Origin of the sequence: Lentzea terrae (assembly GCF_003265345.1) — a bacterium.
Taxonomy (GTDB): domain Bacteria; phylum Actinomycetota; class Actinomycetes; order Mycobacteriales; family Pseudonocardiaceae; genus Lentzea; species Lentzea terrae.
The window spans coordinates 34,860-58,983 of sequence record NZ_QFWW01000031.1 but is presented as its reverse complement, the minus strand read 5'-3'; the positions used below and the strand labels follow the sequence as shown (position 1 = coordinate 58,983).

At 68.3% G+C, this 24,124-nt stretch carries 28 protein-coding genes; 3 read left to right on the top strand and 25 right to left on the bottom strand.

Features of this window, described 5'->3' with window-relative positions:
- Positions 1 to 556 precede the first annotated feature (556 nt).
- The 21 genes from DI276_RS50500 to DI276_RS39745 form a co-directional block, all read right to left on the bottom strand.
- Positions 557 to 1,051, bottom strand: coding sequence for a hypothetical protein (locus DI276_RS50500; protein WP_157985260.1), 495 nt, complete (start codon positions 1,049 to 1,051; stop codon positions 557 to 559).
- A gap of 292 nt (positions 1,052 to 1,343) precedes the next feature.
- Positions 1,344 to 1,970 carry a hypothetical protein gene (locus tag DI276_RS39840; RefSeq protein WP_112273638.1) on the bottom strand — a complete coding sequence of 209 codons (627 nt, stop codon included), beginning with the start codon at positions 1,968 to 1,970 and terminating at the stop codon, positions 1,344 to 1,346.
- Positions 1,967 to 2,368 (bottom strand): hypothetical protein, encoded by a 402-nt coding sequence (locus DI276_RS39835; protein ID WP_112273636.1) that lies wholly within the window; start codon positions 2,366 to 2,368, stop codon positions 1,967 to 1,969. Before DI276_RS39835 ends, DI276_RS39840 begins: the two co-directional genes overlap by 4 nt.
- 161 nt (positions 2,369 to 2,529) lie before the next feature.
- Positions 2,530 to 3,021 carry a hypothetical protein gene (locus DI276_RS39830; RefSeq protein ID WP_157985259.1) on the bottom strand — a complete coding sequence of 164 codons (492 nt, stop codon included), beginning with the start codon at positions 3,019 to 3,021 and terminating at the stop codon, positions 2,530 to 2,532.
- A 92-nt stretch (positions 3,022 to 3,113) separates the two neighbouring features.
- Positions 3,114 to 3,551 (bottom strand): GNAT family N-acetyltransferase, encoded by a 438-nt coding sequence (locus DI276_RS39825; RefSeq protein ID WP_112273632.1) that lies wholly within the window; start codon positions 3,549 to 3,551, stop codon positions 3,114 to 3,116.
- A gap of 41 nt (positions 3,552 to 3,592) precedes the next feature.
- Positions 3,593 to 3,832, bottom strand: coding sequence for a hypothetical protein (locus DI276_RS50495; protein ID WP_157985258.1), 240 nt, complete (start codon positions 3,830 to 3,832; stop codon positions 3,593 to 3,595).
- 168 nt (positions 3,833 to 4,000) lie between these two features.
- Positions 4,001 to 5,029, bottom strand: coding sequence for a DUF3560 domain-containing protein (locus DI276_RS39815; RefSeq protein WP_112273628.1), 1,029 nt, complete (start codon positions 5,027 to 5,029; stop codon positions 4,001 to 4,003).
- A gap of 75 nt (positions 5,030 to 5,104) precedes the next feature.
- Complete coding sequence (locus tag DI276_RS39810; protein ID WP_112273626.1) at positions 5,105 to 6,130, bottom strand: hypothetical protein; 1,026 nt, start codon at positions 6,128 to 6,130, stop codon at positions 5,105 to 5,107.
- 178 nt (positions 6,131 to 6,308) lie between these two features.
- Positions 6,309 to 6,788, bottom strand: a complete 480-nt coding sequence (locus DI276_RS39805; RefSeq protein WP_112273624.1) for a hypothetical protein — start codon at positions 6,786 to 6,788, stop codon at positions 6,309 to 6,311.
- A 108-nt stretch (positions 6,789 to 6,896) separates the two neighbouring features.
- Entirely contained in the window at positions 6,897 to 7,127 is a 231-nt protein-coding gene (locus DI276_RS39800; protein WP_157985257.1) for a hypothetical protein, read from the bottom strand.
- Between the two features lie 108 nt (positions 7,128 to 7,235).
- On the bottom strand, positions 7,236 to 7,616 hold the full coding sequence (locus DI276_RS39795) for a hypothetical protein (protein WP_112273620.1): 381 nt from the start codon (positions 7,614 to 7,616) through the stop codon (positions 7,236 to 7,238).
- Positions 7,613 to 7,945, bottom strand: coding sequence for a hypothetical protein (locus DI276_RS39790; RefSeq protein ID WP_112273618.1), 333 nt, complete (start codon positions 7,943 to 7,945; stop codon positions 7,613 to 7,615). Before DI276_RS39790 ends, DI276_RS39795 begins: the two co-directional genes overlap by 4 nt.
- Positions 7,946 to 7,958: 13 nt before the next feature.
- On the bottom strand, positions 7,959 to 8,246 hold the full coding sequence (locus tag DI276_RS39785) for a hypothetical protein (protein WP_112273616.1): 288 nt from the start codon (positions 8,244 to 8,246) through the stop codon (positions 7,959 to 7,961).
- A gap of 89 nt (positions 8,247 to 8,335) precedes the next feature.
- The gene (locus tag DI276_RS39780; protein WP_112273614.1) at positions 8,336 to 9,262 is read right to left on the bottom strand and encodes a deazapurine DNA modification protein DpdA family protein; all 927 of its coding nucleotides are present in this window, start codon (positions 9,260 to 9,262) and stop codon (positions 8,336 to 8,338) included.
- A gap of 124 nt (positions 9,263 to 9,386) precedes the next feature.
- A complete protein-coding gene (locus DI276_RS39775) occupies positions 9,387 to 9,968 on the bottom strand; it encodes a hypothetical protein (RefSeq protein ID WP_112273612.1) in 582 nt (193 codons plus the stop codon).
- 203 nt (positions 9,969 to 10,171) lie between these two features.
- Positions 10,172 to 11,140, bottom strand: coding sequence for a hypothetical protein (locus DI276_RS39770; protein WP_112273610.1), 969 nt, complete (start codon positions 11,138 to 11,140; stop codon positions 10,172 to 10,174).
- 129 nt (positions 11,141 to 11,269) lie between these two features.
- Positions 11,270 to 12,037 carry a hypothetical protein gene (locus tag DI276_RS39765; protein WP_157985256.1) on the bottom strand — a complete coding sequence of 256 codons (768 nt, stop codon included), beginning with the start codon at positions 12,035 to 12,037 and terminating at the stop codon, positions 11,270 to 11,272.
- Positions 12,038 to 12,218: 181 nt separating this feature from the next.
- On the bottom strand, positions 12,219 to 12,737 hold the full coding sequence (locus DI276_RS39760; RefSeq protein WP_112273606.1) for a hypothetical protein: 519 nt from the start codon (positions 12,735 to 12,737) through the stop codon (positions 12,219 to 12,221).
- Between the two features lie 210 nt (positions 12,738 to 12,947).
- Complete coding sequence (locus tag DI276_RS39755) at positions 12,948 to 13,259, bottom strand: hypothetical protein (RefSeq protein WP_112273604.1); 312 nt, start codon at positions 13,257 to 13,259, stop codon at positions 12,948 to 12,950.
- 13 nt (positions 13,260 to 13,272) lie between these two features.
- Positions 13,273 to 13,695: a hypothetical protein gene (locus DI276_RS39750; protein ID WP_157985255.1), complete on the bottom strand. Its 423-nt coding sequence runs from the start codon at positions 13,693 to 13,695 to the stop codon at positions 13,273 to 13,275.
- A gap of 142 nt (positions 13,696 to 13,837) precedes the next feature.
- Complete coding sequence (locus DI276_RS39745) at positions 13,838 to 14,827, bottom strand: hypothetical protein (RefSeq protein WP_157985254.1); 990 nt, start codon at positions 14,825 to 14,827, stop codon at positions 13,838 to 13,840.
- Between the two features lie 223 nt (positions 14,828 to 15,050).
- On the opposite strand from DI276_RS39745, the gene DI276_RS39740 reads away from it, so the two are divergent.
- Positions 15,051 to 15,881 (top strand): hypothetical protein, encoded by an 831-nt coding sequence (locus DI276_RS39740; protein WP_112273598.1) that lies wholly within the window; start codon positions 15,051 to 15,053, stop codon positions 15,879 to 15,881.
- A complete protein-coding gene (locus tag DI276_RS50490; RefSeq protein ID WP_157985253.1) occupies positions 15,878 to 16,165 on the top strand; it encodes a ribosome modulation factor in 288 nt (95 codons plus the stop codon). The genes DI276_RS39740 and DI276_RS50490 overlap by 4 nt, the downstream gene beginning before the upstream one ends.
- A gap of 658 nt (positions 16,166 to 16,823) precedes the next feature.
- Here the strand turns inward: DI276_RS50490 and DI276_RS39735 are convergent.
- From DI276_RS39735 to DI276_RS39720, 3 genes are all read right to left on the bottom strand, one after another.
- Positions 16,824 to 18,704, bottom strand: a complete 1,881-nt coding sequence (locus DI276_RS39735) for an ATP-binding protein (protein ID WP_112273596.1) — start codon at positions 18,702 to 18,704, stop codon at positions 16,824 to 16,826.
- Positions 18,701 to 19,303 (bottom strand): hypothetical protein, encoded by a 603-nt coding sequence (locus DI276_RS39730; protein ID WP_157985252.1) that lies wholly within the window; start codon positions 19,301 to 19,303, stop codon positions 18,701 to 18,703. The genes DI276_RS39735 and DI276_RS39730 overlap by 4 nt, the downstream gene beginning before the upstream one ends.
- 1,954 nt (positions 19,304 to 21,257) lie before the next feature.
- Positions 21,258 to 22,007 (bottom strand): DUF3800 domain-containing protein, encoded by a 750-nt coding sequence (locus DI276_RS39720; protein WP_157985251.1) that lies wholly within the window; start codon positions 22,005 to 22,007, stop codon positions 21,258 to 21,260.
- A gap of 819 nt (positions 22,008 to 22,826) precedes the next feature.
- Between DI276_RS39720 and DI276_RS39715 the strand changes: the two genes are divergently transcribed.
- Positions 22,827 to 23,105: a hypothetical protein gene (locus tag DI276_RS39715; RefSeq protein ID WP_112273588.1), complete on the top strand. Its 279-nt coding sequence runs from the start codon at positions 22,827 to 22,829 to the stop codon at positions 23,103 to 23,105.
- Positions 23,106 to 23,130: 25 nt separating this feature from the next.
- Here DI276_RS39715 and DI276_RS39710 read toward each other — a convergent pair whose 3' ends face one another.
- The gene (locus tag DI276_RS39710; protein ID WP_157985249.1) at positions 23,131 to 24,108 is read right to left on the bottom strand and encodes a hypothetical protein; all 978 of its coding nucleotides are present in this window, start codon (positions 24,106 to 24,108) and stop codon (positions 23,131 to 23,133) included.
- Between the last annotated feature and the right edge of the window lie 16 nt (positions 24,109 to 24,124).

Here is a 24,124-nt window from a genome sequence, read left to right as displayed (position 1 = left end):
ACCGGATCCTTTCAGCTAGTGAGCGCGACACCTGGCCGGTAGCAGGCGCTGTGCAGTTCGCAAGCAGTGCTCAGCTAGAAGACGCTCAACCACCTTCAGATCTCCACTCTGATGGGTAAGAATTTCCCGGCAGGAAGCGGAAAACCGTATCGCCGCAGCTAGAAGCCTCACCACTGTTCGCAAACACCGCAGAAATGCCACGTGAACGCGACTAGGAAACGGGTCACGTGACGGTCGACGTCACGCGCGGCTTGCGACAGCAGTGACGCCCACCTGTGCTATAAGCAACCACGCGGCGTGGACTACGTTCGGAATCGTTAAGCGCCCTAGAGCAGGTACTTCGCGTACAGCTACAACCCAGAAGCCAGCCGGTCCCGTTCCTCGAACTGTGGACTCCACGGGTGGGTCGCTGCTGCTGGCGGTGCGGTCGGACGACGCGCCGTTTCGGGCGTGAGACACGGTGCTGCCCCGCGCGTCCGAGGCCGTCCGGGAGCAGTTCGAGCCGCGGTTTCCGCACGTGCACCCGCACCGGCTGCGGCACACGATGGCGAGATGGTCAGCCCCGGTGATCGCGTAGCTTGGCGGTGCTTTCCAGGCGACTGCCGTCGTACAGCTCGACAACCTCGCGGTATCGGTCTTGTGCGCGGTCAATGGTCAACTCCCGGCGGCTCCAGGCGTTCAGATCACGTGTGAATTCGTCGCCTGCCTTGACCTCGATGATCCAACCACCCTTCCCGGGATACTTGCTGCGTACGCACACGCGCTCATGTGCGGTTACCGTGTCCCCGTCCGCAATTGACTTATCGAGCGAGCCGCACACTGGGCAGGGTGGGCTTGCATCGGTCAGCGCTTGGCCACACTCACCGCACCGCACGATCGGTGCCATATCCGGCGGCGGCACCCACTGCGTCACGCCTTGAGTGAATGTGCGCTTGAGTGCGCGGTCATCGGCTCGGCAGACTTCCCACATCTCCTCGCTATAACCGGTAGGCGCGATCCGCACGGTGTGGGTGGCCTCGTTCCGACACTCGTTCACTTCGCACATGGTCATGGAGGTGACCGTAGGAGTGGTGGCCCGTATCTGCTGGCTTGACGGACCTACGTCGCGTCGGCTGTGGTCTGCGCACGAAGGGGGTGCTCGTTCGTGAGACGGGCGTGGCGCTCGACAGCGCTTCTCGTGGACGGCTCAGGTGCTGACGGCTGCCGTCCACGTTCAGCTCCTACCGTCCTGGGTTTGCGCTTTCGCCGTCGTCGATGGCTGTCGACGCACGTGGACACGGCTGGTGTTCCGGGCTGCACGGGCTCAGCGAGGCTCCTTCGCGATCGTCATGGTCGGTGCCACCTCAGCTGTGCGCCGGCGCGTCGGTGGCCGACGCGCGTTTCTCGATCTCCGCGAGGTGGTAGCGCAGGGTGCTGACGTTGATGTTCAGCCTGCGGGCGATGTCGGCTTTGACCACCGGCTGGCCGGCGCGCTCAAGCTCGGCGAGCACCGCGCGGATGCGTTGCTCGAGGTCCTGGGACTTGGCTGGCCGGCTGCCTGTGGTGCCCTTGGGGCGGCCGGAGGGGTTGTAGCCGCCGCGTTCGGCGCGTTCGGCGCGGAAACGCACGAAGTCCGCGACGGTGCTGCGCAGCCAGAACGGCACGCCGTGCTTGACGTCGTCCGGTGTGGGGAACGTGCCGCGGCTGCGTCCGGTCTCCCACGAGTTCGGGGCCACGCCGGCGACGGCCGCGGCCTCGAACCGGTCGAGCAGGTCATCGGACGAGTCGACCTCGGGCAGGGCGGGGATGGGCTCGCCGTTGGCGTACGCGGTGGCCTGTTCGGTGTCCCACAGGTGCTGTTTGTGGGCGTAGACCGGCGTCGGGTGGCCCTCGGCGGCCCAGGGCCTGCGGCGGTTGGCCTGCGACTCGCTCAGCCCGTGCAGCTGCGCGATCGCGGCCCGGTCGACGACGTCGCGGCCGGCGCGGATCATCGGTCAGCCCACTGCGACTCGGCGCGCAGCTCGGCGCGCAGGCCGGCCAGGATCGCCAGCGATAGGTCGACCGAGGACGGCGACGGGATCACGCGCAGCTCCTGGCCGTCGAGCGTCAGCACGAACGGCGCGGTGGCGGTGAGCACGTGCAGCTCGGCGGCGTCGAACGCCTCCTCGATCGCTGCGGCCGTGGTGGTGGCGTGGCCGATCGCGAGCACCCTCATCGAGTCCGCCAGCGTCTGCCGCGCGCCAGTCCCCGCGGCGCCAGTCCCCGCGGCGTCTGCAGGGCAAGGCCGGTGGTGTGTCAGGTCGCGGTGGCCGGCCTCGTTCGCTGGGCCGGTCCGCTGGCTCGAGACGGTGTGGGGCTCGGCGAGGAGCTGCCAGACATGCGAGCTCATCGGTTCCTCCTGGGGCGTCGTGGTGCGTGTCGTCAGGTGTGTGGTTCTCACGATCTCGTCTTCTGTCGCGTGCGTGCGGGCGGCCCACTGGATCTGTGGATAACTTCGCAACTGTGGACAACCGAGGCGGTGGGGGACCTCTGTCGAGGTCCCCCACCCGCTCAGTCCTGCGGCTTGACCAGGGCAAGCGCCTCCAGCCACTTATCGGTGATCGACCTCCAGGCGGCCTGGTCGAGCACCAGCCAGGTGACGGGCCCGACCCGGATTTCCAGCTTCCGCAGGCCGCCTGGCGCGGTCGGCGGCACGAGCCGTTGAGTTCCGCCCGGTTCCGCGCCGAGCTTGAGCACGACTCCGGTCACCTGCTGTTCCAGTGACGGGCGCCCGATCACGTGCCGGGGCAGTGCCTTGGGCAGCTTCCGGGCCAGCACGGCCGCGCCGCGCCAGACCTCGGCCACGTGCGGCACGGTCAGGTAGGGCTGGCCCGCCCGGCACAGCACCGGACCGATGTGCAGGCTGATCATCGGGCGGTCGGACCCCCAGCCGATCAGGTCGATCTCGCCGTACTGTGTCCCGGCCACGGTCACGGTGGTCGATTCCACGTACGCCGCCTGGGCCTCGACCATGGTGCGAGCGTTGGCCACCGTTGCAGTCATCAGCGTGTGTTCCCCTCTGTAGTTGTCGCGGTTCCGCCGGTCCGGGTCGCGACACCCTGACCGACAGGAAAAACTATAGCAGTGATAACTACTCAGGGCGCAAACCGTATCGCAGTATTGAGACGTTTGGCCTGTTCAGCGGGGCGAATCAGGCGGCCGTCGGTGGCGGGGCGGAAGCCGAGACGGGTGTACCAGGCGGTCAGCGTCGCAGTGTCCGGCGGCGGGTGCTCGGCGGTCACATCGGGGAACTCGAACGCGGTCGGGCACAGCGCGAACGCCCGGCCGCGACGGCGGGCGAACAGCGCGGCCAGCACCCGCCCGGCGTGGCCGTGGCGACGGTGGCTGGGCATCGTGTGGACGTGCTCGATGTGGACCAGGCCCTTGCGGTTCCAGGCGCTGAACTGCGCGACGTCCTGGCCGTCCAGGCGCAGCACCAGGAGGTGGTGCGCCGGTCCCTCCCCGGGATAGCGCAGGATCCGGCCGGCGGCTGCGTCCGTGGTCGCGCCGGCGGGTGGGGACGGGTGGTTCATGCCCTTCTCCTGTGGCGTGCGCCGGTGCGGCGGCGGAGTGGTCAGGGGGTGTGGCGCGGCAGGCGCTTCGGCACGGACGACGGGACGAGCTTCGCGGCGGGCGCGGCGAGCGTGTCGAGCCGGGCGGCGAACAGGCCCTGGAGCTGCTCGTCGGTGAGGTCTTCGCCGTAGAGCTGGCGGGCGAAATCGGCCGCCAGGGCGAGGAAGTGGCCCTTGCTGAGGAGATCGGGCAGTACGCCGAGGTGGGCGATGTCCGGGTAGTTGCGGCGTGACAGCGGCATGGTGGGTTGCCTCCAGGCGGTGACGACCCGCTCGGCCAGGCCGAGCGGTCGCGGTAGAGTGCTGGTGGTTTCGTTCCCGGCTTGTTCGGGTTGTCGCGGGACCATCGAGGGGTCGGCATCGCGACCCGCCTTCACCGGCGGATTGCCGACCCCTCCTCCCGTTTCCGGCTACGACTCGGAGCGGCCGCCCTCGGCGGGCGTGGCGGGCTTGTGGTCGCGGATCTCGAAGTGCTTGCGCTTGGGCTCCTGGCCGAACGCCAGCACCGTGATGGTGGTGGGGTTGACCTTCACGACCCGGAACCAGTCTTTTCCGGTCTTGACCGCGTCACCGGGCTTGATGTCGGAGACCTTTCCTGCCCAGGCGCTGCCCGCGCGGACGTGCTCGGCGTACAGCTCGCGGGCGTGGTCGAGCTCGGTCTGCAGGTGCTGCTGCCGCTCCTGCAGCTGGGTCCGCCATTCGCCCGTGGCGGGCTTGGTGACCGACTGCATGTAGACCTGGCCGTGCCCGTCGTAGTGGTTGCGGACGTGGCCGGTCATCTGGCGCGCGATGCCGCGCAACTCGGTTTGCAAGGTGTCGATGCGGCGGGCCAGCGTGACCGGGTTGTCCAGGCTCGCGGCGGTCGTGCGCGCGGCGTCGGCGCCGCTCGCCGCGCGGGCGGACTCCTTTTCCAGGTCCATTGCCTGGAAGTTCTTGGTGTGCATGCGTTCCGCGTCGCGCATCGACTTGGCGTAGCTGTGGTGGCCGGGCAGGTGAGGCTGCCCGCCCTCGAATCGGTGCGAGATCTGGTCAGCCTGCGCACGCAACGCGGTTGCCTGCGCGTTTAGCGTCCCAGCTTTGCGGTCGAGGCCGTTCGCGCGCCGCTGAGCCGCGTCAAGCCGGTCTTCCCTGACCCGCGCGGCGTCACGCGGCGTGGCGTCGATCTCCACGCGCACCGTGAAACCGAGGGCGCGCAGTGCCGTGGCAGCCTGGTCGATGCGGCGGCGGTTCGGCGCCTTGTCCCGGCTGTGCGGGATGTAGAGCAGGCCGTCGCGGGTGGCCTTCCAGTAAACGCCGGTGCCGCGCAGCGCGGCCTGGACTCCGTCACCCTTGCGGGACCCGTCCAGCGTCGTCCCTTCGCCGCTGGTGTGCTCCAGCACGAGGTCCGCGTCAGGGTCCGCGGTCAGCGGGGTGACGTCGGCGTTGTTCAGCTCATTCATACGTGGTCTGTCCTTGGTCTGTCGTTGTCGCGGTCTGCCGGTCCGGGTCGCGACACCCGGAACCGACCATAAAAACTATTGCAGAGATACGACGCAGGAGGAAGTCGGTTGATCAGGTAAATCCGACCTGCCGGGGGTGAGACGGGGCGCCGGCCGCGTATCCCGCGCGGAAGCGGGGCGAGGACGGCCCGAGCCGCCCTCGCCCCGCCTGACGGGCTTGCGCCACGCGTCGTGGCGTTCCCGTAGCCGGGTCTCGATCTCCATGAGGGCATCCTCCGGCGACATGTCGGCCGGGACGACGAACAGGCCCGCGCGGAAGATGTCGCCGACTTCGGTGCGCATCGTGTCCGCCTGGGCGATGGCCGCCTGCTGGTGGTGGACGGGGTTGGCGGGGTCCTCGCGGTAGATCTGCACGATCACCTCAGGCAGGCCGGTGATCTCCGACCAGACCGCCGCGACGGTCTGCACGCGGGCCGGGTCGCAGCGGTGCGCCTCCAGGTCCTGGGCGGCGATGAAGGTGGTGGCGCGTTCGTGGCCGGACACGCCGCATTCCGGGCAGTAGAACCAGTGGCGGCTGTCGGCGCCGCTCTCGGTCAGGGCGGGCATGGTGCGCAGCTTGCGGTTCGCGCGGAAGAGGACCGGCTCGGCGGCCGTGCGCTGCAGGCGCCGGGCGATCTCGTCGCGCAGCATGTTCTCGGGGAAGCAGACGGGGGTGGCGACCAGGGCGGCGGAGGCGGCGTGGCCGTGCTCGCGCCTCTCGCGGTCCACCTGCGTCTGCGCGTGGGCCACGGCGCCGGGGCATGCGCCGGAGGAGGACGGCGCGACCTCCTGGCAGTACGCGCACAGCGCGGCCGCGCCGGGGTCGGGCTTGATGTCCCAGCCCCACAACACCGTGACCTCACCGTCGGGGTCGTGCGTCCACACCACCGCCGTGGTCCGCACGTCCTCGGGGCGGCACGTGTGACCGGCCGTGAGCTGCCGCCCGTGCTGCTCGGTGCGGGAGGAGACGAAGACGCCGCAGTCCGGGCAGTGCCCGCAGAAGGTGTCGAAGCCGAACCTCATCCTGGGGGCCAGCACGAACGGAACGATGATCTTGTCCATCGGATTTCTCCAGCTCATGTGTGTGTTGTCGCGGTCTGCCGGTCCGGGTCGCGACACCCGGACCGGCGGGAATAACTATAGCATAGATGGTGTGCGCGCCGAATGGGTGGCCGGATTTCGTGATCTCCGCCGGTAGCGGCATGTGGTCCGGCTTTCACCGGCCCACACGCCGCCATGGTCACGCGCCCTCGTCGGAGGGGGTATCCGGCAGGACGTCCATGGACTCGGCCGCGAGCACACGGCCCACGACGTCGGGGTCCAGCCCGAGCTTGCTCAGGCGGCTACGCACAGCGGTCTTGGATCGGCCGAGTTTCTCGGCCAGGTTGCGGACGAGCTGCACGGCCTTGACGCCGGTGGTGGATGTCCAGGCGCCACGGAGGGTCTGTTCGTCGGCGGGCGTCCACGGCTCACTCGCGTTGACGGGTGCGGGGCGGGTGCGGGGTTGCATGCGGGCGTGGGCGCGCAGCACCCGCATGATCAGATCACCCACGACAACGCCGCCCTTGACGGGCAGGTGAAGACGGCCGTCGGCGTGCACGACGCCGCTGCTGTCGAGGCCGAGCAGGTCGAGGACGAGTTCCTGCTGGTCGCTGACGACGCAGGACATTGTGTACGTGAGATCGCCCAGCTGTTCTTCGGCGTGGAAGCTCGTGGACATGTTTACCCCTGCCAGATGGTCGGTTCGTGGTAGTTGGTGTGGGACATCAGCAGCACGCGCACGGCGCGGGCACCGGACAGCGAACGTGCCGCCGGTGGTGCTGGCCGGTCAGTCGGCGATCCGGAACCGGAACGCCAACTCGTCCGCGCAGTCCTCGCCCGGCAGCGCCAGCGCGGTGTCGAGCAACGCGGGGGTGCGGACTTCCCGCACGGGCGCGACGGCCTGGCCGAAGTCGCGCCGAGGGGCCACCGCGGCGCCGGCGGGCACCTCGAACATCGGCACGGTCTGCGCGGCGGCGGGCCGGGGCTTCGGGTCGTACTCGGGGAACAGGCTGTCCACGGTGGTTCTCCAGTGCTGGTCGTCGCGGTCTGCGGGTTCGGGTCGCGACACCCTCGCCCAACAAGAAAAACAATAGCAGAGATGATGAGCAAGCGGCAAGCCGGCTGGTCAGAACAGCGCGGGCTGGACGGCGATCAACAGCTCCTCGTGAGGGATCACCTCGACCCGCCCGTAGGCCTGGGCTTTGCGGTCGAGCATGAAGGCCAGCCGGTAGATCCTCGGCCCCGGCGAGTCGACCACGGGCCCGTAGCGGCCCAGCGGGCGCCGCGCCGAGTCGGTGTAGTCGTCGGCCTCGCGCAGCGCTTTCGCCAGGTGGCCGACGCACACGTGCGTGATCCACCACCGGTCGTAGTGGAAGTGTTCGACGCGGTGTGTGGCCCGCAGGTCGCAGCACTTGGGGTCCTCGCCGCGCCGCACCAGCTCGCGGCACCTCGGGACCTCGAACGGCTTGAGGTTCTTGGGTTTTCCCTTGCCCCTCACCGTGGTCACCGGCCTGTGGGCATGTAGGGCACGCGGTTTGAGCAGGAGGCGGCGAGCGCCTCGAATTCCGCGCGCTCCTGCTCGGTGCTGTTGTCCAGGGTGAGTCGGTATGAGCCGCCGGGGTTGGCGCGATCGCGAACGGCCGCGCGCCAGGCCGATTCCTCGTCCGGATACCCCTTGAATGCGACTTCGAAGTGGTCGTCGTACTCGACGTCGTACTCGTCGCAGTAGTCCTCGTCCTCATAGACCTCTGGATCGGGTTCGATCACCGCCCAGAAGGCCTGGTTCCACGTCCCATCAAGGGACTGCCACACCACGTTCGCGCGCGAGAAGCTCACCGGATCCCCCGTCTCACGCGTGCTTCGACTGCTGGGCGGCGAGCGACTGCAGCGCGCCACGCACGGCCGTCGCGTTGCGGTACTGGCGTCGCGGGCCGTCGGCGCCGTATTGGATCCAGCCGCGCAGCACCCGCTGCGATACCCGGCTGATCTCGACGATGCCGAACGCGCTCTCCTCGTCCAGGCCGTCGAGGTACAGCCGCTCGACACGCGGCCTGAGCGCGTAAATCGACGTCACGGACAAGCCCGCGGCTTCCCCCAGCCGCTTGACTGCGTCGGTGGTGAAAGCGGTGTTGCGCATGGTCTGTTCCCCCTAGGGGTTGCGGTGTTGTCGCGGTCTTGCCGGTCCGGGTCGCGACACCCGGACCGGCAAGAAGAACTATAGCACACTTAGTGTGCAATGGTGGGTGAATCGCGGCCCGAGGGCAGCAGGAACTCCAGGCCGAGACCGGGCTGGGTGGGGGTGACCAGCGTGGCGAGGGTTTCCAGGCGCCATTGCAGAGCCCAGGTCAGGCAGTTGTTGCACAGCCCCTTGTGCGCGCAGCCGCGAAGGCGGATCTCCTCGTCGCGGGCGGTGCGTGACCAGGCCAGCGAGTCGGCTGAGACGATCATGTGCGCGATGCGGGGCAGGGAGTTGCGCTTGACGCCGAACGCGTGGAGCTTGAGGCCGAGGCTGTGCAGGACAGTGATGATCGAGACGATCTCGGCGACAGACGGGCGTTTGCAGATGCTGCCGACGCCGACAAGGTCTTCGGTGGTCAGGTCGATGCCCGCTGCGCGGTACATCTCGACGTGGCGCAGGTAGTCCTCGATGGTCCAGCCCTGCAGCACCGGGATCCACCAGATGTGCGGGAAGTTCTCGCGCAGGTAGAGCAGCGAGTCGATCGTGTACTGCTGGTGCAGCCACACCGTGAGGCCGGTCTTGGCGATCACGTCGTGCTCGCACATGAAGTCCTGCGGCGCGGCCCACAGCGGCGGCACGCCGAGGTCCTCGGCGAACCGGTAGGCGGCGCCACCGTGGTCGTCGGGCGAGAGCTCGTACTCGCCGTGCAGCGCGAGTTGGTTGTAGCCGCCGGAGTCCAGCGCGTAGATCGTCATCGCCTTGGGGAACGCGTCCCCGCGCAGCCGCTTGTACTTGGCCAGCGACGGCACCGTGGGGAACATCGGCATGTCGAACGGGAACAGCAGGCGGCGCAGCTCGTCGTCGACGATCTGGTCGAGCTCGGCGGCGAGCTCGTCGTAGCCGGGCGAGGTCGGTACGCCGATGATGTCCTTGAGGTGCCGGACGCGGTGCGTCCCGAGGAAGTACGTCTCCACGCGTGGGTCTCCGGTCCCTGAACTGGGGGTGTGGTGTCGCGGGCCGTTCTGGTCCGGGTCGCGACACCCGGACCAGCACGGGAAGAAACATCAAGGGCCCGCCGCCCAGGCGGGTGGTGTCAGGTCAGGCCGACGCCGAGGCGGGCGTGTGGAGGGTGACCTGGTTGACGTAGTTGTCGCACGCGGCGACGAGCAGGTCCTCGAAGTCGGTGCACTCGTCGGCGAGCTGCTTGGCCCAGGCGTTGCGGCAGAGGTCCTCCAGCTCGAACAGCATCGCGCCCAGCCTCCGCTGCACGCCCCGGCTGGGCGAGACGGCCAGGTCGATACCGCGCGCGTCCATCAGGTGCAGCGCCCCGCAGAACAGCTCGCGCAGGACCGCGCTGAACTCCTCGTCGTTGAGGCGGGCCGCGTCCTGGTAGGCCTGCACCGCCTTCCCGCACGCCCATTCCAGCGGCTCCGTGCCAGTGAACTGGTCCTCGAACTCCTTGAGGGCGGTCAGCGCCAGGCCGGCGTGCAGCGTGTTGTCGTGCACCGCGTCCTCACGGTTGCTGCCCCAGCGGCGGACGCCGTCGCCCAGCCACAGTGCAGGGTCCAGGTCGTCGAACGCGGTCGTGGGCACCTGGGGCTGCGGGTCGACCGCCTTGGCCAGCACGGCCGGGTCCCGTGGCGCGAGAGCGGCGAAGTTGGCGCTGTGGAAGCTGAACATGCGGGTCGTCTCCCTGGACGTTGTGTGTTGTCGCGGTCTGCCGGTCCGGGTCGCGACACCCTGACCGACAGGAATAACAATAGCAGTGATTGCGCGCAGCGCACAAACGGACAGGTAGAACGGTGCGGGAAAGGGTGTGGGAAAGGGTGCGGAGTGGGGGCCGCACCACGTCGGTACGGCCCGCGCTCCGCGAACTGGTGTGCTTACCCGGCCTGTTCGAGGAACCGCCGGAAGGCGTCCGCCTCGATCTCGTCCAATGACGAGCCCTCGGCGCGCAGCCCCTCGGCCCACACGGTGAGCGCGGCGGTGCGCAGCTTGGCGACCATCGTGACGAGGTCGCGCCCCATCGCATCGCCGGGCTCCTGCTCGCCCTCCAACCGCACGCCGCACGCCTCGGCCAGGTGCCGCAGGTTGGTGAACAGGCTGGTCAGCACCTCGGCCATCGTCGGGATGTCCTCGTCGGCGTCCTCGGCCAGCGACCGGTAGGCGGTCACCACGGGGGCCAGCGCGTCCAGCTCGTCGGTGGTGTCCGCGCGGACCAGGAACTCCTGCAGCGCCATCACCGCCCGCGCCGCCCGGCGGGTGTTCGGGTGCCCCTCACCCTCGAGGTACCAGCGCTCCGGGTCCAGGTCGGCCGCGATCCGCACGCCCGGCTGCGGGTTGCGGGCAGGGTCGCGGTCCTGGTTCGAGAGGTTCCCCTCGGCCTCGTGAAACCAGTGGTCGAGCAGCCTGGTGAACGCCGGGGAGCCGGTGCGGGTGACCTTCCACGCGCGCTCGCGCCAGGTCACGGCGGACAACGTGTCGTCGGTCTGGACGACCTTGCAGACGGCCTGCCGGTTCCACTGGCCGTCGACGAACACCGCGACGGCGGCCAGGCCGCCACCGCCGACGCCGTTGTTGGCGTCGAGGGACAGCGCCACCTCGACACGCGGCTGCGGCGCCGTGACCGGTCGCCTCGGCCGCCAGTCACCGGGCGGTTCGTTGTCGTTGACCAGGTGGCGGTCCAGGGCGTCGAACGCGTCGAGCACCGAGTCGAGGTTCCGCTGCGAACCGTCGGCCGGGTCCTGCGCGCACAGGGCGCAGTCCTGGACCTGGCACGAGCCTGGGTCGTGGCGGCGAGCGCTGGAAAGGAACCGGAGCCAGCCCAGCAGAAAATCGGGATCGTGCGGCATGTCGTGTCCTGTTCGAGAGAGTGTCACGGGATGTGGCCGCGCACGCCGGAGTCGCGACACTCCGTTGCGCGGCAAGGAAATCTGACCTGACGACCAGCCGGGGTCGCGCGACCCCGGCTGGCCCGCGTCTCAGGCCTGCGGTTCGTCGGATTCCGTGCAGTCGCTCAGGAAGGCCTGGAACGCGCGGTACTCGACCTCGGCCAGCGTCGTGCCCGTGGCGGCCAGTGCCCAAGCCCACTGTCCCCGCGCGGCATCCCGGATGGCGCTGATCACCACGCGCAGGTCCATGGCCATCAACTCGGTGGGCGCGGGGGCGGTCTCCAGGCGGATCCCGTAGGCCTCCGCGAGGTGCCGGAGGTCCCTCAGCATGTCGATGAGCACGACGTCGAGCCCGGCGTCCTGCGCGTGTACTGCGGCCTCCTGGTACCGCCACAGCGCGATGTCCAGCGCGCCCGGCCCTGGCGAGCCGAACTCGTGTGTGTGGAACGCGGTGGCGACGACCACGCCAAGGGCGGCCCGGCGCGTCAGGTTGTCCTGCTCGCTTGCCTCGAACCACGTCTTCGCGCTCAGCTCGAAGGCGCGCCGGATCCTCGGCTGCACGCACTGCGCCACGGCCACGAAGTCGTTGTCCGCGTGGCGTTCCGCACGCCCGTACCAGAGGTCGAGCAGCTCGGTGTAGGCCTCCGAACCCTCGCGAGTCACGCACCAGGCCTCGTCACGCAGGCTGGTCTTCGACTCGCTCTCGCTGCCGATGACCACGACGCGGTACCGGTCCGGCCTGAGCAGTTGACCATCGAGGACGACCACGATCCCGTCGACCCCGGTGTCGGAGTCGCGGCGGGCGTCGATGCTGATGGCCACCTCGATCACGGGCGGCCGGCTGTCTGTTGCTGGCATGTGGGTTTCCCTTTGCTTGGTGAGATTGCCGCGGTTTCGTCGGGGTGGGTCGCGACACCCGAGCCCGACAAGAAAAACTATAGCAGAGATATGGCGCGCTTGCTAATTCCCTGGTGAGAGCATGTCTGTGGGCTGATCACGGGTGGGGCGCGCCGATCGCGCGACCCACCCGTCACACCGGTCAGACCATCATCGCGCCGTCGACGCGGTCGGCCAGGAAGATCTGGTACGCCTCGGACTCGATCTCCTCAGGGCTCCTGCCCATGGCGTCGATCGCGTCGACCCATGGCCCGCGCGCGGCCTCACGGAACCCCAGCAGCACCGTGTGCAGATCCATGGCCAGCGAGGGGAACGGCGCGGGGATGTCGCCTAGCTCGATCCCGTACGCCGACGCGAGGTGCCACAGGTCGGCCAGCAGGTCGGCCAGCACGTCGCCGAACTCCTCGCCGTACTCGTCGCCGTCGAGGTAGCCCACGAGGTGGCGGTACAGGGTCAGCATGGCCTCTGCCGGGCTCTGCTCGGCCCGGTCGGGCGTCCAGACGAGGAACGCGGTGACGGCGACGACGCCGTGCGCGGCCCGCCGAGTGAGGGTCATCTCCTCGCTGGCCAGAAGCCACCACCACGGGTCCAGGTCCCATGCCCGTTCGGCGTCCTGCTGTAGGCACGTCGCGGTCTTGGGCTGGTCGGCCGTCTGTGTCATGTGCGTTCCCTTTTCTCTGCTGTTGTCGCGGTCGCCGGTCCGAGTCGCGACACCCGAACCGGCAATAAAAACTATAGCAGAGATGATGTGCGGACCGCAAAACGTGAGGCAGAGAGCCTCTGGTGTGCCCCTGGTCGTGGCAGCGGAAGCGCTCGTTGCGGGTGAGAAGCGCCGGACGGGGACGGTCGTCCCCGTCCGGCGGGAGGAACGTCAGGTGGTGACGCAGTCGCGGTGGAAGTCCCTGAACGCGTCCTGCTCGACGTCGGCGGCGGTGCGGCCGGTCGCTGCCAGCGCTTTCGCCCATGAACCACGTGCGGCGTTGCGGATCTCGTCGTACACCTCGACCAGGTCCCACGCCATCGGCGGCATGTTCTGTCCCGGTTCCGGGGTGCTCTCCAGCCGGATCTTGTAGGCCACGGCGAGGTGGCGCAGGTCCGTGAGCAGGCTGCGCAGCAGCACGTCGAACCCTCCGTTCACGGGGTGCTTGATCGCCTCCCGGTAGGCGGCCAGCGCGATCCCCACTGCCTTGGGCCCGTTAGGACTGCCACGCGCAGGTGTGAAACACCCTGGCCGCGACGGCGGCGCGCGCGGCCTTGCGCGTCCGGATGTCCGATCGACTCGCGTCGAACCACAACGTCGGCGCAAGGTCGGCGGCGTTGCGGGCATCGGACTGCACCGGCATGGCCACCCCGGCGAAGTCGTCACGCGCGAACATCTCCGCGAAGTCGTACCACCGGTCCACCTGTCCGGTGAACCTCGCGGAGCCGTCGCGGGTGGCGGACCACGCCTCGTTGCGCAGGCTGGTCGTGGTGTCCTCGCCGCTGTTGTAACTGACGGCCTCCCCGCGCTGCGGCGTGACCCTCTTGCCGTCGACGAACACCACCAGGTCGGTCGCGGTGCCGCTGTTGGCGTTGACCTGGACTGCGACCTCGATCACCGGGTCGGGATTCGTTGCCACGTATGGACTTCCTCTCGGATTGCTGTTGTCGCGGTGTGTCGTCCGATCCGGGTCGCGACACCCGGCCTGACAAGAAAAACTATAGCATAGATAAAGCGCACTCGGGTTGTTTTTCGTTGTAGAGCAAGAAAAAGTCTCTGTCTCAGCAGGGCTGGAAACCGGTGATCTGGTAGCCGACTCCCCCGGCCTGGGTGCGCAGCGTCAACCGGCCGATCTGGGGGCCTGGCGGCGTGGTACCCGTGTTCGCGCTGATCCAGGTCAGCGAACAGGCGTCCACCGTGGCGTGCCCGGCGGCGCCCGCGAACGCGATCGCGCCGCGCGGATTAGCGTAGTTGCTGGCGTCGGTGACCCGGCCCGACAACGCGGTGATCGCCTCGCCACACGTCGCCGTGCCGATCGCCCGCGCGAACTCGGCGGCGCCTGAGTCGGTGAACAGGGTGTCGCACACGCCGGTGTTGCCGCGCCCGATCGCGGCCGCCAGCACCGCCGGGTAGCCCGCCGGGTAGGTCGGCAGCCAGCGCGGCCCGGTGCTGCTCGCGGTGGTCGGCGGCGGCACATGCCGCGCCGGGCCCGGCGAGCTGGTGACCGGTGGCGTGCTCGACGTCGCGGGCGGGCAGCCCTGCCAGCCCACGATCAGGTAGCCGTTGCCGTGCTGACGCTGCAGCTCCCACCGGCCCAGCCGGGGGCCCGCGTCGGTGGCGGCCGCGCGGCCGATGAACGGGCTGCTCCAGGTGACGCCGCACGCGTCCACCGTGGCGGTGTCACCCTGCACGCGGATCGCGGTGGCGGTGTCGTAGATCGGCATCTCGTAGCGGGCCCGGTCGGTGACCTGGGCGGCCAGCTTGTCCATCGCCGCGACACAGTCAGTGGCGCCGTGCGCGGCCGCGAACACCGGCCGTACCGCGTCGCTGAGCAGCACGCAGGCCCGCGTGGACTCCCGGCGGGCGAGCAGCGAGTGGAAGACCTGCAGCTCGTCCTGCGGGGAGCGCGGCAGCATCTGCGAGACGGTGTAGTCGTGCGCCTGCTCGGCCTGGCGCTGCTCGTCGGCCCGCACCTGCAGGTGCTCGGCCGCCGCCCCGAGCGAGCCGACCGTGGCCAACGCCAGGCCCGGCACCAGCAACTTCCACTGCACGATCACCACTCCCCCCGGACGCGCCCCGCGCGCCCTTCCCGCCGGCGGCCCAGCGTCGAGCCGCTCGGCCACTGGGCGCATCGGCGAAAGCACCGGAACCCCCTACCGACCCGCCACCGCCCCCACGCCGGTTTCTACCGATTTCCGCTGGTTACGGGGCTGCGCCGGTCCCTGCGCAGGTACACAGAGGACATCGGAGGGTGATCAACACGGGGTGAGGGGAATGTGCAGGGCACGTCATGAACGGCCGCCGCACGGGCGGCGATGCCCAGGCCACGCCGATCCGCGATGCCGCGAGCTGGCCAACATCCGGCAACGGCTCGGCCGCTACGACCGGGCCTGCCGCACGGCCAACGACGCGCAGGACTGGAAACGGCTCGACCACTACGTCGCGCTGCTCGACCGCGACGTCGCCGCACTGGCCCGGCTGACCCAGGACCGCGCGCCGGCCGCCAGTCCCCCGCCCAGCCGCGCCGCCGAGTTCACCCCGGATGTGACCTGGCAGTGGACCGACGACCAGCTCATGGACGCGTTCGCCGAGCTGCGGGACGACCTGGCCGCGCACGAGCAGATCGTCGAGACCCTGGCCTGGCGCGAAGACCTGGCCCGTCAGCGTGACGCCGACATCGCCGCGTGGGAGGCACAGAAAGAACGCGAGCGACGCGACCGCGCGGCCGCCGAACTCGCCGCGATCGAAGACGCCAGTCCCCTCACCAACCCGGCTCGGCGCCCCGGCCGCAAACTCACCGCCGAACAGGCCTGCCGCGAGGAGTACGACTCCTACCTGTACACCCACTACATGCAGGCGGAATCCGACTGCCGGGGCCAGCTGCTCAACCGTGACGGCCTGGCCGCCGGTATCGACCCGGCGGAGTTGTTCTCCGGGCCCGCCAGCCGGGCCCGCAAATACGCCTCCGAGGAGTTGCGGACCTGGTGGGGACGACACGGCCGCACCACCTACGCCGAATGGAAGTACTCCTGGCACGGTCGAGAATCCGACAAGGAAGCAGCCCGCACGGCCAAAGCACAATCACTGGGAGAGGTGACCGCGTGAGCCAGTCCCCGAATCCGGCCGACATGCTCGGGCCGAACGGCGTCATCGACGCGCAAAAGCAGGGACGCGCCGCCGCATTGGCGGGAAACGGCCCGGACGCCTGCCCGTGGAAAACACCGGCCGCCGACCGCGAACACGCGCAACGCGCGATGTGGATTCGTGGCTACGCGCAAGGCCGAACCGAGCTACGGCATGCTGGAGAGCATCGGGAATCGCCGCGCCAGTCCCCGCCTGAACAGGCCCCAGACAGCGCGAAACCCGGCAAACCGTTGTCCGGCGGGTGAACCGGGTCCACTTCCGGTCCCTATTGGAACCGGCACGAAAGCAGTAGCACGAGCGGCACACGGCGCTGATCAACCGGTGTGCGCCTGCGGGCACGCCGGTCCCCCTGCACGCCACCTGTGTCGGTGGCAGGCAGACCCGCGCGGGTCGACCGGGCCAGATAGCGCGAAACCCGGCAACCGACCGTCCGGACGGTGAACCGGGTCCACTTCCGGCCCCTACTGGAACCGGCACGAAAACCGCAGCACGGCACGACGCACGCCAGTCCCCTGCACACCTCGGCGAGCCAGGGGAGTAGCACACCTCCTCTCCTCGGTCGCACGCACCCGGCGGACCGCTGCCTCGTCCACACCACGGTCGTCTCGTGACGACGGGCCCGCGTCCGCAGTGGCAGCGCGCCACCTCCCCCCGGTCTTCGGGGAGCCGCCCCCGCTCCCCTCCCCCAGCTCGCCGAGAAGAATTTCGAAACAGGCTTCGAAATTTTCTCGCCCACCGCCTCGCACGACTCGTTGGATATACTGGGGGCATAGCCCCCAGAGATCTTCCGACTGGATCGCGTGCGAGCCGTAAACCACTGTTCCGAGCCGCGCCCCAGCAGATACGAAACGGCCCCGTTCCTTCAGTCAGGAACGGGGCCGTTGCCGTTGGCCGGCGGGGCGATCAGACGGTGCGGCGCCGGCCCGGTCGCCCGCCCGCATCGCCGACAGCCGGAGCCGCGGCATCGGTCGCCGGTGGCGCGGCGAGCTGTTCAGGCCGCACCACCGGCATTCCTGTGGGCGGTGTCGGCGCCTGCGCCTCGGCTTCCGAGCCATGGCCGGCGTCGTCCTGGGCCGCGGCCGCGGCCTTGCGTGGCGCCCATCGGATGACGTTGCTGGGCAGGTCGTCCTCCGGCGGCTGACCACCCCCACCGCCTCCGTCACCGCCGTCTCCGGGCGTGCTCTGCCCGGTTTTCGGCGGATACAGCTTTTCCATTTCCGGGTGCTCACGGGGCAGATCGATCCGCATGCCTTGAATGCGGATCAGTTTGCCCATGAGCGCCAATCCGCGACCGGGGATCGGTTCGGCGCCGTATTCGTCCACCGCCCGACGCCAGTCCTCGCCCAGCACCATTCGCGCGCCGACCGGGGACACATAGCCCAGCAGGTAGCGGTATTCGAGCATGTCCCGCACAGCGCCGGGAATCGCGTCCTCGGCGTCCGGGCGCTGGGTCACCACGGCCAGCCGGCCGTTGCTCGCGCGCATCTGCCGGGACAGCTGCTGCAGGATCGGGTCGAGCACTTTCGGGGTGAGCACGGACCGGATTTCCTGGACCTCCTCCAGCACGACCAGATACCGGGGATGGTGCGGCTTGGGCCGGTTCCCGCGGTGGTATTCGGCGTCCTCCTCGTAGCGGGCCCGCATCATCGCGGAGACCCGCTCCAGATTCGCCTGCCACTCCTCGGGATCGCGGGCGACACAGTGCACGCCCTCACGGCCCTCGAACGGGATGTAGTCGCTGCTCCCCTTGCCGTCGAAGAGGAACACACCGCCGGGGAACCAGCCGTATTTCAACCCCCGGGCCACCAGGCCTCGGGTGAAATGCGACTTGCCCGCGCCGGTCCCGCCGACCACTAGGAGGTGCTTCTCGTCGCTCGGGTCGTACATCAGCAGCGGATGCCGCAGCAGCACATCACCGGTGACGGAGTCGCGTTCCTCGTAGAACCCGGTCGCTGATTCCTCGTCGGTGACCCCGAGGGGAATTCCGGGCAGGTTGGACGGCCACACCATGTCGGTTACGTGCATGGGCAGCGCGGGGTCTGCCTTGACCTCGAACACGGCCCTGCCGGCGGGCCAGGAGACCGCGTAGTCGCCGGCGTGGCGCATCGACCAGCGCACCGCCGAGGCGATGCGCTCCCGTACCGCCTGCTCCTCCACCCGCACCGAGTCGCCGACGTGGATCTCGGCGAACATGAGGCGCTTGCCGTCCCACTGCCGGCGCCGCGCCGCGAACTCCCCCGGATCCACACGCGCCGAGCGGGCGAGCGAGACCAGCAGCCACGCGCACAGCCGGTTGCGGGCCCGCCACGTGTCGGTGACCCCGGCGACGATCAGCCACAAGCCCAGGGCCAGCACCCAGACCCACACGCCTGCGTCCAGCGCCAGCCAGCCCAGCGCCAGCAGCCCGATGACCGGCCGGCACCACCGCCGCACCTTGCGGCGGATCCACCAGTGCAGCCAGCGGGTCAGCCACATCATGACCAGCCACGCCCCCACCGCGACCCCGACCGGGATCAGCGTGAAGTCCGTGGCGACCCACGCGATCGCCACGAACCCGAGCAGGATCCAGCCCGGTGCCCGGCGTGCGTCGTAGATCGCGACCCGCAGGTCGTGCCCGCCCACCGAATACCACCAGGCCTCGAGCACCGACCGCAGCGTCGGCCAATCCCGCAACCAGGCAGGCCGCTGACGCCGCGGCCGCGGCCGGACCGGCGCGGCTGCCTGGCCCTCGTCCTCGCGCGGGCCCTCGCCCTGCTGCTCGTCGGTGACCGCCGGGCCGGTCATCGCGGCATCCGCGCCGCGACGCCCGCGACGTCGTACGCGGCCCTCTCGTGGTCACGCTCGAAGCGCGGCGTCTCGTTGGGCCCCCACGACGGCGGCCGTTTCCCGCGCAGCTCCTGCGGATACTCCGACGCCGGCCGCGACCCGTACCCGTCCGGGCGCACCGTCTTCGCCTCGGGGAACTGCCCGATCACCGCGGCCGCTACCTGCCGGGGGATGATCCAGTCCCGCAGCGGCAACTTCTGGAACCTCTTGCTCGAGCCCGGCTGGTAGCCGATCGGCACGTGCGGCACCTCGACCGCGACCCGGACCTCGCCGTACTGCGCCATCGCGAAATCCACGAGCTCCACCAGGCCGTCGACCAGCCGCGCCGTGTAGCGCGCGAACGCCTCCCAGTCGTCGACCTCGTTCAGCGCGGCCCGCATCACCACGCCGAACCGGTCTACCGGCCCCATCGTCCAGCCGTGCACACCGGCGTCCCCGACCCGCAGCACGGCCGCCGTCCACGTCTGCCCCGGATCCACACCGATCGTGGCCAGCGGCCGGACCTGCTCCGCAACAGCCAGCCCCCCGGCCGGGGCCGTCACCGAACCGCCGTTCACCACCGCCACCCGCTACCCGCCGGAACATCTCCCGCGGCCGGAAGGCCGTTCTGGACACCGGACAGGACAGAAACAGGACGTACCGCGAGCTCGCGATCCCAATCCCGCTCAGCCCCCCGGCACAGCCCGGCGGCCGACAGCGCAGACACCGCGCGCGACGGTGCCCCAGCCCACTCACGACGCCGTCCGCCGACGCCCGTCCCCTTGTTCATGAGACCCCCTCATGTGTCTCGGGCCAGTCCCTTCCAACCCGTGACCAGCATCGGTACGACGGAGGCCGGCTTACATCGGTGGTCTCGCTGATCTGAGGTACGTACTCAGGGGCCGCGCAGCAACGCGAGCGATCACCACGGCGTAGCAAACAAGAAAGTTGGCACGGCATCTTTGCAATTGTTGCGGGATCTAATTGCCACACTTTGATGGTGATCAATTCGCGGATCTATATCCGCGACTCTGACGGAAATGAATCAGGCGAGTTCTATTACCGCAACACTAGCGGCAATGATTGCTTCCCAGGTTGCCCGTGAGCTCGCTCGCCCTCGACACCCCCGGTCGCTCTCGACACCCCCAGTGACCTGGGGTGACCCCATTCACGCATCGACCTGCGGGTGACCGGGAGACGGTTAGCGCCCGGCCTTGGTTGGGGTTTTGTGAGATGTTCGTCGTGCTACTGTCTCGATCACAGCAAAAAGCCCCAGAAGTCGCATAGCCGAGGTGTGCTCCCGGCTGACAAACCCTGGGGCTCATGCTGAGCTGGGTGGTTCTATCTGGCATTTTGACGAGCCCAGTATAGACGTGTTGCCCGGAGGCGTGACCCTCCGATCAACATGGGCCTTACTCAGCGGTAAGGGCGCTCATCAGCGGCAACGCGGGTGAGAGCCCTTCTATTTGGGCTGGTCATGTCAACTGGACGATCGTCAGAGTGGCTCCCTCATCGCACCCTGGCCCAGCAGGTACCGCAAACAGTCGTTTGCAGGGCGGCGAGCCTGTGCAGATCACCCTGCGCCTGTGATCACCGAACAGCTGCACACGGGGTGGGAGCAGTCGTCTGCATGAAAACCGCTGTATCCAGGCGGTGGAAGGGGCACCCTGGACACGTCCAGCAGTCGCTACGGGTGTCCGTGCCCCTCGTGAGTTCCGCCCGTCTCTGGCACTCCATGAGACGAGGCGACGTGAGTCTGCACGCTGTTAACCAGCATCTACCCGTCCGGAAGGCAGGCGCGGCCGATGTCGTCACGCGCCTGGGCCAGGACGCTGTTGAATCCGCCGCGATCCGGGGTCCTGTCGAGGCGGGCCCGCTGCTGGCCGCGGAGGCGACGCGACTGGCCCGCGTAATGCGCACGACCCGCTCGTGGCCGGCATCGGGCTGTAGCACTACCGGAATGTGACCCCGGACGCATTTCGTGCATCCGTACTCATGTTCGCGGCCTGGTTGCGCGGCTAAGGGGTGAGGGACCCATCAGCGGCATCCCCATCTCAAAGGAGAGCCATGACGGAAGACAACTCCAAGCCCTGCTCGGCCTACGAGCTGATAGGCGCCCAGCACTATAGGAGACCGATCGCCGCGCACGCGTTCGTGCTGGATCGGCACGCGGACCGGATCTTGTGCAGCCGGACCGGGGTGTCCTACTCAGTGGCGCTGGGACGACTTTGGAGCGGATCGCAGCCCCTCCAGCGATGTCTGGAGTGCGCGGAGCTGACCGCTCACGCGGCTAGGTCGAGCACAGCCTGATGCCCGGCAGGCGGCGTGCACCACATGGGTGGAAGCACGCCGCTTACTGTATTTCTGTTTACGCTGGTCAGCGGGTAACAATGGCTGCGCGCCGATCGGCTGATGCTGGTCAGATGCGTTGGCCTGTCGACCGGCACCGGGTTAGAGTCGAGGTGCGCGGGCAGTCGTCTGCTGGTGGAAACACTGGCACCCGTCTTGAGCGGCATAGGCGGCTGACGCGCCCTACAAGGCCGCCACCCACGGGTAGGCGGCCTTTGTAGTGTCTCGCCACGGGTGCATCTTGAGGCCGTACGAGGTCAGTGGTGCTTCTCCACGGCGGTATAGGCGGGGAGCAAGCTCAGCCAGGTATCGCGTCTCCGTGTTGCCGTAGTCGTCCACGTTGAACCCAGCAGCGGTTGCGGACGCGGCTGCGTCGGCCAACTGGAGCTGTTCGAGCGTTGCGGGCTGCTCCAGCCGTCCTCCGTGTGGATCGAGGAAGGGCCACGCGACTTGGCAGTCCGGTACTGAGCGCAAGCGGTTCTCGTACTCCCGCAGCTTCTCGATCTTGAACCGGACGATGTGCGCGAGGGTGTACTCCAGAACCCTGCCTTGGTCGCGTGCAAACCATGACAGCCGCTCCAGCAGCAGGCGGAAGGTGTACAGGTAGAGCTGATCCTCGTCCATGCTGTCCCCGCCGGTGAGGTGCCGCTTACAGACGACGACGCTGGACACCGTGAGCCAGTTCTGTTCGGACAACGCCTTCGCCAGGTAGAGCCGCTGGCTGTGACTCTTGATGTTCTTCCAGCTCAGGGCGTCGCCTGGCCGCCTCCGCAGATCGCTTCGGACCTGGGCGAGTAGTGCAGTCGACCTGGGCATGTCCTCGTCCGCGATGATCACGGCGCTCAGCACGAAGTGATCACTGGAGAACTTGGTCTTCGCGCGCTGTCCCGACTCGTCGATAAATGCGCGCAGCGGACCACGTGTGTCTGTCATTTTGAGCCCCTGACTGCCTGCCGCTTCCGGCCAGACTGCCGGTGCGATCGTTCCTCCAGAAATGTATGACCAAAGGGGGCCTCTTGTCATCTCATCTCGCTGCTCTAACGCGACCTGAGCCAATGCGCGCCGGGAGTTGCAACCTTGGGGCGTCCCCTCAGAGTTCCTGTTTACGCACTTCAGAGGCATGGCGCACAGAGCTTGCGGCGAGGGGTGCCCAGGGTGTCACTGTGGGTAATTCACCTGTTGGGACGCCTATAGATAACCTTTATGTGCATGGTTGCGTGGAGACTATGCGGCTTATTACTTCCGTGGCGGTCTTGTTGCTTGTTTGCCTTGATTGGTCTTCGTTCGCCTTTGATGGGCTTGATTCATCTTCATTGCAACCCATGCTTGTTCATCGTCAATCATGGTCTTTTACGGTCTTCGGCAGTCTTAAACAGACTTCCAAGGTGTTCAGTGCCTGTCGGCACTCTTGTACGAGAGTCACGTCAGTAGTTGTTACTGCCTAGCCATCACTTGACTACAGAGAGTCGTGGTCGTGCGGCTGGATGGAGGCGACTCGACTGAGTGATGACAGACCGGTGCGTCGTGTGTAGTCCCCCCCCCGGCCACGCTGATCGAAGACGACGATGGTCTAGTGGGCCACACGTTCGCCGACCGGGGCCAGGCGCGCCGTTCCCTCGGGCGTGCGCTCAAGTGGCGGTGTCGATGCGACTGGGCAGGAAGCAGCTCATGGACGACGACTCAGGGCGATGTGGCCCCAAGGGCACTGAGGCCACATCGGTCCACTCATACGCCTTGTGGTCGCGGTTGAGGTTGATCAGAGAGACCGACGAGACCGTCACCTGTGTGTTCGGCTCCGCCCACGAGGGACAGGCGTTCCTGGACGGCTTTCACCGGTGGCCGGGCGGCTGGGTCGACTCGATCAGGTTTCACGACGAGGACGACGCGCTTGGCATCCGCGTGGACCGTGACAACGCGATCGTCTGGGAACTCACCGACGCGCTAGCGATGGTCGTGAACGAGCTGCTGTTGCTGCCGACCCCCAACCACCGGCTGGCCCCGCGTCTGGCGAAGGGCAAGGGACCGAGCTGACACGGGCGAACCGCTCGGCTTCCGCTCAAAAGCCGCTGCGTTCCAACGCGTTGTAACCGGAGACGGTGATCTCGTGCACCGACTGAATCATGTCGTTCCCCGTCAGCGCGTTGATGTAGCCGCTCTCGTCAAGGTGCCGCAACGCCAGCTGTACATCGGCCTTGGGCAGGCCGAGCTGCTCAGGTAGGGCGCTGATGTTGAGCCTCGCACCGGTCGCGATGCGGTCAGCAAGCACGCGAAGAAGTCGGAGCGCGCGATCGGACTCCGAGGCGGCGGCGAGGTCCTTGGATTCTTCGTGCCCTTGGCCTTGCGGACCGGACTGCTCGACTCGTACTGGTTCTGCGTTGCCCGTCCTTCGCCAGCGCCCGGTGGAGGTGGTGTAGCTGATCGTGAAGTAGTACTCCCGGCCTGGGGCGCGGTGGGCTCCGCCACTCTCGTCGATGAAGTCGACATAGAACCGAACTGTCTCTTCGAATCGAAGGGTTTCCCAAGTGGTTCTGTCTCGCGCCATCCCGGGTTTGGCTCTCCACTTCAGGTGAGGGAACCCGATCGCCTCGACGGACTCAACTTCAAGATCGTGGACAGTCGCGGGTCCGTGGTTGGTCACGGCAAGAGTGAGGCCACCCATGTTGTTGAGTTTGCCTCGGACCTGGCGTGCCTCAGCTACGGCGGCGTCTTCACGGTCAGCTCGCTGATCGGCGTCCCTTAGGAGGGTGATCTCGTTCGCGCGTTCTGTAGCTGCCGCCGATCTGCTGGCCTCGGCCAAAGCCTTCTCGGCGGTGGTGGCCTGCTTCTCGGTTGCCTTGCGTGACTTGCGCGCTTCACACGCCTGCCAGATGGCAACCGCCATCGCCAGGACCGCAACCGCGGCGGCGCCCATCGCGATCCAGTCGCCCACGTCGAACAGCGGCTTAGCCTCTTCCGCTACGCGCATCGTTGTCCTTCTCTGGTCGAGGTGGCCTTGTGCTTCAAACTGGCCGGCGGAAGGTGCGGCGAGATGCAAGGCGCGTGCTCCCCGC

Excerpts from the sequence above, each read along its gene's own strand:
- DI276_RS50500 (WP_157985260.1), bottom strand. The coding sequence starts at position 1,051 with ATGACCATGTGCGAAGTGAACGAGTGTCGGAACGAGGCCACCCACACC.
- DI276_RS39840 (WP_112273638.1), bottom strand. The coding sequence starts at position 1,970 with ATGATCCGCGCCGGCCGCGACGTCGTCGACCGGGCCGCGATCGCGCAG.
- DI276_RS39835 (WP_112273636.1), bottom strand. The coding sequence starts at position 2,368 with ATGAGCTCGCATGTCTGGCAGCTCCTCGCCGAGCCCCACACCGTCTCG.
- DI276_RS39830 (WP_157985259.1), bottom strand. The coding sequence starts at position 3,021 with ATGACTGCAACGGTGGCCAACGCTCGCACCATGGTCGAGGCCCAGGCG.
- DI276_RS39825 (WP_112273632.1), bottom strand. The coding sequence starts at position 3,551 with ATGAACCACCCGTCCCCACCCGCCGGCGCGACCACGGACGCAGCCGCC.
- DI276_RS50495 (WP_157985258.1), bottom strand. The coding sequence starts at position 3,832 with ATGCCGCTGTCACGCCGCAACTACCCGGACATCGCCCACCTCGGCGTA.
- DI276_RS39815 (WP_112273628.1), bottom strand. The coding sequence starts at position 5,029 with ATGAATGAGCTGAACAACGCCGACGTCACCCCGCTGACCGCGGACCCT.
- DI276_RS39810 (WP_112273626.1), bottom strand. The coding sequence starts at position 6,130 with ATGGACAAGATCATCGTTCCGTTCGTGCTGGCCCCCAGGATGAGGTTC.
- DI276_RS39805 (WP_112273624.1), bottom strand. The coding sequence starts at position 6,788 with ATGTCCACGAGCTTCCACGCCGAAGAACAGCTGGGCGATCTCACGTAC.
- DI276_RS39785 (WP_112273616.1), bottom strand. The coding sequence starts at position 8,246 with ATGCGCAACACCGCTTTCACCACCGACGCAGTCAAGCGGCTGGGGGAA.
- DI276_RS39775 (WP_112273612.1), bottom strand. The coding sequence starts at position 9,968 with ATGTTCAGCTTCCACAGCGCCAACTTCGCCGCTCTCGCGCCACGGGAC.
- DI276_RS39770 (WP_112273610.1), bottom strand. The coding sequence starts at position 11,140 with ATGCCGCACGATCCCGATTTTCTGCTGGGCTGGCTCCGGTTCCTTTCC.
- DI276_RS39765 (WP_157985256.1), bottom strand. The coding sequence starts at position 12,037 with ATGCCAGCAACAGACAGCCGGCCGCCCGTGATCGAGGTGGCCATCAGC.
- DI276_RS39760 (WP_112273606.1), bottom strand. The coding sequence starts at position 12,737 with ATGACACAGACGGCCGACCAGCCCAAGACCGCGACGTGCCTACAGCAG.
- DI276_RS39740 (WP_112273598.1), top strand. The coding sequence starts at position 15,051 with ATGTGCAGGGCACGTCATGAACGGCCGCCGCACGGGCGGCGATGCCCA.
- DI276_RS39735 (WP_112273596.1), bottom strand. The coding sequence starts at position 18,704 with ATGACCGGCCCGGCGGTCACCGACGAGCAGCAGGGCGAGGGCCCGCGC.
- DI276_RS39720 (WP_157985251.1), bottom strand. The coding sequence starts at position 22,007 with ATGACAGACACACGTGGTCCGCTGCGCGCATTTATCGACGAGTCGGGA.